At 64.7% G+C, this 1,208-nt stretch carries 1 protein-coding gene; it reads left to right on the forward strand.

Going from position 1 to position 1,208, the window contains the following annotated elements:
* Positions 1-799: 799 nt before the first annotated feature.
* On the forward strand, positions 800-1,208 hold a 409-nt coding region (locus PGX04_RS11810; RefSeq protein WP_273738691.1), incomplete at its 3' end, for an ATP-binding cassette domain-containing protein.

The raw sequence follows: 1,208 nt of genomic DNA on the forward strand, positions 1-1,208 counted from the left end.
TCGAGCGGACTCCGGAAACGGATAACTGAGACTCGAGCCGGCGAGCCGAAACGGTGTCCCGACTGCGGCGCGGCGGTGCCCGAACGCGATCCGCTGGTGGGCTGGTGGTGCTGTGACGACTGCGGAATCGTCCTCGACGACGACGGCGAGCGGTTGACGTGACCGCCCCGCTGTCCGTCGAGCGCGTCGCCTGCGGCGTGAACCGGTTGCAGCGGTGCTCGTACTCCACTGATGCACGAAACCGTCGCGTTCGTCGAATCATAGGACGAACGGAGACAGGGATTACACTTATCGTCGTTCACTCGACTACTTCCGTAATGAAATCGTCTCCACCGACTCGCTGTCCACGGTGTGGAACGAGCGAGACGTACTCGGCCCGATATACGACACCGGGATGGCGAATACAATTCTACGAGTGCGAGAACTGCGGACGAAAATACGATCCGTACCGTGACGAAGAATACGGCAGCGGATGACGTGACGATCGGCTGTCGTCGCCCGGAGTTTGACTCTCCCCGGAACGATCGAACCCGTCCCAGAAGCTGACTACCACGGTCGCCAACCTGTACGCCCACGTTTCAGCGCCGGCTCCGGCGGACAGTGCGTCCCTACCGCGACGGAACGGGCTCGAGGAGGCGACCGCCACAGGACTCGATAGAGCGGCGCTGACACTCGCATCTCGTAGTGGCTACCCGACCGTTGCCGTGACTGGGAACGGGTTAACGGGTGTCTTTCAGGGGTAACCGGGTCGAAACAATGAGCCGGGGCGCCGTCCGCTGGCAGTGAGACCCCTGTGAGGATGTTCAACCGATCAGTTCAGGATTCGCGATCGCGGGCGAGGGACCGAACGGACGAGCGCGAATCGACGACGGCCGTTCGCCTCGAGGGAGTCACCCACCGCTACGGCTCGAGCGGGGGCCGGTTCCGCTCGAGCAACGAGCGGACGGTGACCGCGCTCCGTGACGTTTCTTTCGACGTGCCGATGGGAACCATCGTCGGGCTCGAGGGGCCCAGCGGAAGCGGGAAGTCGACGATCCTGCACGCGGTCGCGGGACTACTGGTGCCGACGGAGGGCAGCGTGGAACTGCGCGACACCGACCTCGCGGCGCTGTCGGACGGGGAGCGAACTCGGGCGCGGCGACGTCACATCGGAATCGTGTTCCAGCGGTTCCACCTCCTGCCGTCGCTGTCCGCCCGCGCGAACGTCG

This window comes from Natrinema soli (assembly GCF_028618695.1).